Source organism: Streptomyces sp. NPDC054961, from assembly GCF_053609145.1.
The window spans coordinates 66,174-72,490 of the sequence record NZ_JBSGWY010000027.1; the positions used below are offsets into that span (position 1 = coordinate 66,174).

The 6,317-nt window shown below is 71.4% G+C and carries 4 protein-coding genes; 3 read left to right on the forward strand and 1 reads right to left on the reverse strand.

The window, feature by feature from the left end; genetic code table 11:
- Positions 1 to 32: 32 nt before the first annotated feature.
- Together ACWF9Z_RS23480 and ACWF9Z_RS23485 are read left to right on the forward strand one after the other, a co-directional pair.
- Entirely contained in the window at positions 33 to 803 is a 771-nt protein-coding gene (locus ACWF9Z_RS23480; protein ID WP_453604873.1) for a DUF3558 domain-containing protein, read from the forward strand.
- A gap of 143 nt (positions 804 to 946) precedes the next feature.
- Positions 947 to 2,410: a DUF2637 domain-containing protein gene (locus ACWF9Z_RS23485; protein WP_453604875.1), complete on the forward strand. Its 1,464-nt coding sequence runs from the start codon at positions 947 to 949 to the stop codon at positions 2,408 to 2,410.
- Positions 2,411 to 2,505: 95 nt separating this feature from the next.
- Here the strand turns inward: ACWF9Z_RS23485 and lysS are convergent, their stop codons facing one another.
- Positions 2,506 to 4,245 carry a lysine--tRNA ligase gene (lysS, locus tag ACWF9Z_RS23490; RefSeq protein WP_453604877.1) on the reverse strand — a complete coding sequence of 580 codons (1,740 nt, stop codon included), beginning with the start codon at positions 4,243 to 4,245 and terminating at the stop codon, positions 2,506 to 2,508.
- 180 nt (positions 4,246 to 4,425) lie between these two features.
- On the opposite strand from lysS, the gene argS reads away from it, so the two are divergent.
- Complete coding sequence (gene argS / locus ACWF9Z_RS23495) at positions 4,426 to 6,216, forward strand: arginine--tRNA ligase (protein WP_453604878.1); 1,791 nt, start codon at positions 4,426 to 4,428, stop codon at positions 6,214 to 6,216.
- Positions 6,217 to 6,317 lie beyond the last annotated feature (101 nt).

Consider the following 6,317-nt stretch of genomic DNA (forward strand, 5'->3'; position numbering starts at 1 on the left):
CCGCACGAAGACCCACAACGTCTGAAGGAATCATGCACCGATCAGCCTCGCGTCTCACCCGCGTTCTCGCCTGCGCAGCCGTCCCGGTGATCCTCACCGTCGCCGGCTGCTCGTCCGACTCGGGCAAGGACTCGGGCGCCGACAACGGCAAGACGTCCGGCGCGTCCTCGTCCTCCTCCGCCAAGCCGAGCACCAAGCCGTCCGCCGCGCTCGAGAAGGCCGTGTACTCCACGCTGCCCGAGCCGTGCAAGACGGTCAGCGCGAAGACCATCGAGGCGATCGTCCCGAAGGCGAAGGACACCAACGGCACGGCCGCCAAGTCCAACGACCTGGCCAGCCGCGCCACCTGCACCTGGAACGGCCTCGACGAGGCCGGCCTCAAGGGCTCGCAGTACCGCTGGCTCTCGATCTCCCTCGTCCGCTACGACTCGCTCGCGTCGGTCGGCACCGGCAGCAAGCGCGCCGAGGACGAGTACACCAAGCAGGTCGAGAAAGCCAAGGTCACCGAGGGTGCGGAGAACCTGAAGGCGGAGCCGACGGGCGGCATCGGCGACCAGGCCACCGCGCTCACCTTCACCACCAAGAAGGACGGCGACTTCTCCAACACGACGATCATCGCCCGCGCGCACAACGTCGTGATCACCCTCGACTACAACGGCGCGGCCTACGAGGGCGCCGACGCTCCGGACGCGGCGAAGCTGCTCGAGGCCGCCACCGCGGCGACGAAGGAGACGGTGGCCTCGGTCGACGCCGCCAACCAGTCGAACCAGCCTGAGCAGGCACCTTCGCCCGCGGCCTCCTGAGGAACCGCGGCCTCCTGACGGACCGGACCCGGCGGAGCCCAGGGGCTCCCCGGGCTCCGGCGCAGGCGGACCGCTGACGTCCGGTCACCCGTACGCGCGTACGCTGTGCCCTGCCGTAGCTCGACAAGGGGAGGGGATCGCGGGTGGCCGCGATGCAGCTGACTCGTACGCACCGCATATTGATCGGTGTCGTGGTCGCCGGAGCCGTCGTCATCGCGGGGATCGGATTCGCGGGCTCGTACTCCGCCGTGCGCGCCCTCGCCTTGCAGAAGGGCTTCGGCACCTTCTCGCTCGTCTTCCCCATAGGCATCGACATGGGCATCTGTGTCCTGCTCGCGCTGGACCTGTTGCTGACGTGGATCCGGATCCCGTTCCCGCTGCTGCGCCAGACGGCGTGGCTGCTGACGGCCGCGACGATCGCGTTCAACGGCGCGGCCGCCTGGCCCGACCCCCTCGGGGTCGGCATGCACGCCGTGATCCCGATCCTGTTCGTGGTCACCGTCGAAGCCGCCCGGCACGCCGTGGGCCGGATCGCCGACATCACCGCCGACCGGCACATGGAGGGCGTCCGCATCACGCGGTGGCTGCTCTCCCCCGTCCCCACCTTCAAACTGTGGCGCCGGATGAAGCTGTGGGAGCTGCGCTCCTACGAACAGGCCGTCGGCATGGAACAGGACCGCCTGATCTACCAGGCCCGCCTCCAGGCCCGCTACGGCCGCGCCTGGCGCCGCAAGGCACCCGTCGGCGCCCTGATGCCGCTGCGCCTGGCCCGCATCGGCGTCCCCCTCGCCCAGACCGCCCCCGAAGGCCTGGCGGCCGCCGGCATCGACCCCCTGCTCCTGCCCCCGGTGGCGGCGATCACGGCGACGCAGGCTCCCGGTGCGACGGCCCCGGCCACGCAGGCCGCGGGTCCGCAGGCTCCGGGTCCGCAGACCCCGGCCCTCCCGGCCGGCGCCGACGCGGCCGCGGCCGCGGCCGCGCAGCAGGCGCAGGCACTCGGCCCGGCGGGCCCCGCCGCCCAGCAGACGCAGCAGGCCCAGCAGACGCAGCAGGCAGAGCAGGCCGGCCTCGCGGTCGCGGATCCGGGCGCGCAGGACGCCGTGTACGGGCCCCACCCCGAGGCTCCCGCCTTCGCGGTGGACCCCACCGCCATGCCCGCCGCCCACAACAGCGCCTGGTTCGCCGCTCCCCGCGCCCCGCAGGCCGCGTACGAGGGCGGCTACAACCCGCGCCTGGTGGAGGGCCTCGAGCCGACCCCGGTGATGCCCCCGTCGGGTCCGGGCCCGGAGGAGCCGGAGCAGCCCCGGCCCCAGCAGCAGGAGCTCCCCGTCCCGGCCCCCCGCCAGGAGGAGACGGCGCGCGAGGCCGGGCCGGAGGCCGGACTCGTCGCGAACATCGACGACGAGAAGTTCGCGGAGGCGGCCTACGAGGTCTTCCGCGCCTACATCGACGAGTTCTCCGGCTTCCCGACCCCGGAGCAGGTGGACATACACCTCTCGGACCGCCACGGAGTCGTGCACCCGCGCAGCGCGTCGATGATCCGCCGCCTGATGCCGGAACTCAAGCAGCGCTACCAGCGCGACCTGGAGAGCGAGCACATCGCGTAGCCCCTCCCGGTGCCCCAAGCGCGCCGGGAACGGGAAGGGCCCGCGCCCCGGGACGGTTCCCCGGGGCGCGGGCCCTTCTCGTGTCGGTGCCCGCCCTACACGGCCAGCAGCGTGCGCACCCGGTCCGCCCCCACCGCGAGCAGCAGCGTCGGCAGGCGCGGCCCGGTCTCCCGCGTCACGAGCAGCCGGTAGAGCAGGGCGAAGAACGTGCGCTGCGCGACCTTCAGCTCCGGCGTCGGCTTGGCGTCCGGCTCGAGGCCGGCCATCACCTTGGGCACGCCGTAGACGAGGGTGGTCAGGCCGTCCAGCGACCAGTGCGCGTCGAGGCCGTCCACGAGCCGGCGCAGCGACTCGCGGCCCTCCTCGTCCAGGGACGACAGGAGTTCCGCGTCGGGCTCGTCGCGCACCAGCGTGCGCTGGTCGGCCGGGACCTGCGTGGTGATCCAGTTCTCGGCCCGGTCGAGGCGCGGGCGCACCTCGTCGAGGGAGAGCAGCGGCCGCTCCGGCTCCAGGTCGCTGAGGATGCGCAGGGTCTGCTCGTCGTGCCCGGCGGTGATGTCGGCGACGGACGCGAGCGTCCGGTAGGCCATCGGGCGCGGCGTGCGGGGCAGCTCGTGGGACGCGACGCGTACGGCGCGCGCGTGCGCCGCGGCGTCGGCGGGGAGCACCGAGCCGTCGGCGACCTTCGCCTCGAGCTTGTCCCACTCGTCGTAGAGCCGCTGGATCTCCTGGTCGAAGGCGATCTTGAAGGACTGGTTGGGACGGCGGCGGGCGTACAGCCAGCGCAGCAGCTGCGGTTCCATGATCTGCAGCGCGTCGGCCGGGGTCGGGACCCCGCCCTTGCTGGAGGACATCTTGGCCATGCCGCTGATGCCGACGAACGCGTACATCGGTCCGATCGGCTGCTCGCCGCCGAAGATGCCCACGATCTGGCCGCCGACCTGGAAGGACGAGCCGGGCGAGGAGTGGTCGACGCCCGAGGGCTCGAAGATCACGCCCTCGTAGGCCCAGCGCATCGGCCAGTCGACCTTCCAGACCAGCTTGCCGCGGTTGAACTCGCTGAGCTTGACCGTCTCGGTGAAGGCGTCCTCGGTGCAGACGTAGGTCAGTTCGGTCGTCTCGTCGTCGTAGGACGTCACCTTGGTGAAGTCCTTGCCGCACTGGCCGCAGTACGGCTTGTACGGGAAGTACCCGCCCTCGCCGACGCTGCCGTCGTCCTCGGCGGCCGCGCCCGAGCCCTCGGCCGCTTCCAGCTCGGCCTCGTCGACCTGCTTCTGCTGCGGCTTCTTGCCGCCCGGCTTCTGCTTGGTGCGGTACTGGTCGAGGATCGCGTCGATGTCGCCGCGGTGCTTCATCGCGAACAGCACCTGCTCGCGGTAGGTGCCGGCCGTGTACTGCTCGGTCTGGCTGATGGGGTCGTACGTGACGCCCAGCTCGTCCAGGGCGCCGATCAGGGCGGCCTTGAAGTGCTCGGCCCAGTTGGCGTACGTGGATCCCGCCGGAGCGGGGACCGAGGTCAGCGGCATTCCGATGTACTGGCCGTAGGTCTCCGGATCCACGCCCGGGATGCCGGCCGGCACCTTGCGGTAGCGGTCGTAGTCGTCCCAGGAGATCAGGTGCCTGACCTCGATGCCCCGCCGGCGGATCTCGTCCGCGACCAGGTGCGGGGTCATGACCTCGCGCAGGTTGCCCAGGTGGATCGGGCCGGAGGGAGAGATGCCGGACGCGACGACGACAGGTTTGCCGGGTGCTCGGCGCTCCGCCTCGGCGATGACCTCGTCCGCGAAACGGGAGACCCAGTCGGTCTCGGTGCTGCTCTCGGCGCTCTGAGCCACGACACGTCCTTCTATCTCGAATGCTGGCTTCAGCCATTCTCCCAGACGGAACAGGCCGCTCCGGGGTTGCTCGGCGCTCCCCGATATCCCGGGAGAACGGCAGCGCCCGCGTGGGATACTCGGCACTTGTCGGAACAACCAAGTGCACCCACCGGCACCACCTCACAGGAACGGCAGCTCATGGCCTCGGTCCCTTCCCTCGCTTCTTCCGTCAACCAGCGCGTCGCCGACGCACTCGCCTCCGCCCTGCCGGACGCCGGTGCGAGCGACCCCCTGCTGCGACGAAGCGACCGGGCCGACTTCCAGGCCAACGGCATCCTGGCGCTCGCGAAGAAGGCCAAGGCCAACCCGCGCGAGCTGGCGACGACCGTGGTCGAGGGCCTCGACTCCGGTGACCTGATCAAGGAGATCGAGGTCTCCGGACCCGGCTTCCTCAACATCACGCTCACCGACCGGGCGATCGTCGAGACCCTGGCCGCGCGCGCCGCCGACGACCGCCTCGGCGTCCCGCTCGCCGCGAACCCGGGCACGACGGTCATCGACTACGCGCAGCCGAACGTCGCCAAGGAGATGCACGTCGGCCACCTGCGCTCCGCCGTGATCGGCGCCGCGATGGTGGAGATCCTGGAGTTCACGGGCGAGAAGGTGGTCCGCCGCCACCACATCGGCGACTGGGGCACCCAGTTCGGCATGCTCATCCAGTACCTGCTGGAGCACCCGCACGAGCTGGACCACAAGAGCGGCGACGACGCCGACGAACAGGCCTCCGGCGAGGAGGCCATGTCCAACCTGAACCGCCTGTACAAGGCCTCGCGCGCGCACTTCGACTCCGACGAGGAGTTCAAGACGCGTGCCCGGGCCCGGGTCGTGGACCTCCAGGCGGGCGAGCCCGAGACCCTGGCGCTGTGGCAGCGGTTCGTGGACGAGTCGAAGATCTACTTCTACTCCGTCTTCAACAAGCTGGACATGGACATCCAGGACCCCGACGTCGTCGGCGAGTCCGGCTACAACGACATGCTCGTCGAGACGTGCAAGCTGCTGGAGGAGTCGGGCGTCGCCGTCCGCTCCAACGGCGCGCTCTGCGTGTTCTTCGACGACGTCAAGGGCCCGGACGGCAACCCGACCCCGCTGATCGTCCAGAAGTCCGACGGCGGCTTCGGCTACGCGGCGACCGACCTCTCGGCGATCCGCGACCGCGTGGGCAACCTGGGCGCGACCGAGCTGATCTACGTGGTGGACGCGCGGCAGTCCCTGCACTTCAAGATGGTCTTCGAGACGGCGCGCCGGGCGGGCTGGCTCGGCGACGGCGTCAAGGCCGTGCAGCTGGCCTTCGGCACCGTCCTGGGCAAGGACGGCAAGCCCTTCAAGACCCGTGAGGGCGAGACGGTCCGGCTGGTGGACCTGCTGGACGAGGCCGTGGACCGGGCGACGGCCGTGGTGCGGGAGAAGGCGGAGAAGGTCGGCCTGACCGAGCAGGAGATCGTCGAGAACGGCCGGCAGGTCGGCATCGGCGCCGTGAAGTACGCGGACCTGTCCACCTCGGCCGCGCGCGACTACAAGTTCGACCTGGACCAGATGGTCTCGCTCAACGGCGACACGTCCGTCTACCTCCAGTACGCGTACGCCCGGATCCGGTCCATCCTGCGCAAGGCGGGCGAGGCGGGCGACCGCAGGCCGGCCGCGCACCCGGAGCTGGAACTGGCCCCGGCCGAGCGGGCGCTGGGCCTGCACCTGGACCACTTCGGCGAGCTCCTGGCCGAGGCGGCCTCGGAGCACGCCCCCCACAAGCTGGCGGCGTACCTCTACCAGCTGTCCTCGCTGTTCACGACGTTCTACGACCAGTGCCCGGTCATCAAGCCCGAGCCGGAGCTCGTCGTCGGCGAGAACCGCCTCTTCCTGTGCGAGCTGACGGCCCGCACGCTCTCCAAGGGCATGTCGCTCCTGGGCATCCGGACCCCCGAGAAGCTCTGATCACCGGCGCCCGGCACGCGTGAGGGGCCGGCGGGGGCCGCCCGAGGCCGGGGGAGCCCGCGCGCCGCCGCCCCGCCCCGGGGGCGGGCGCGCGGGGCGGC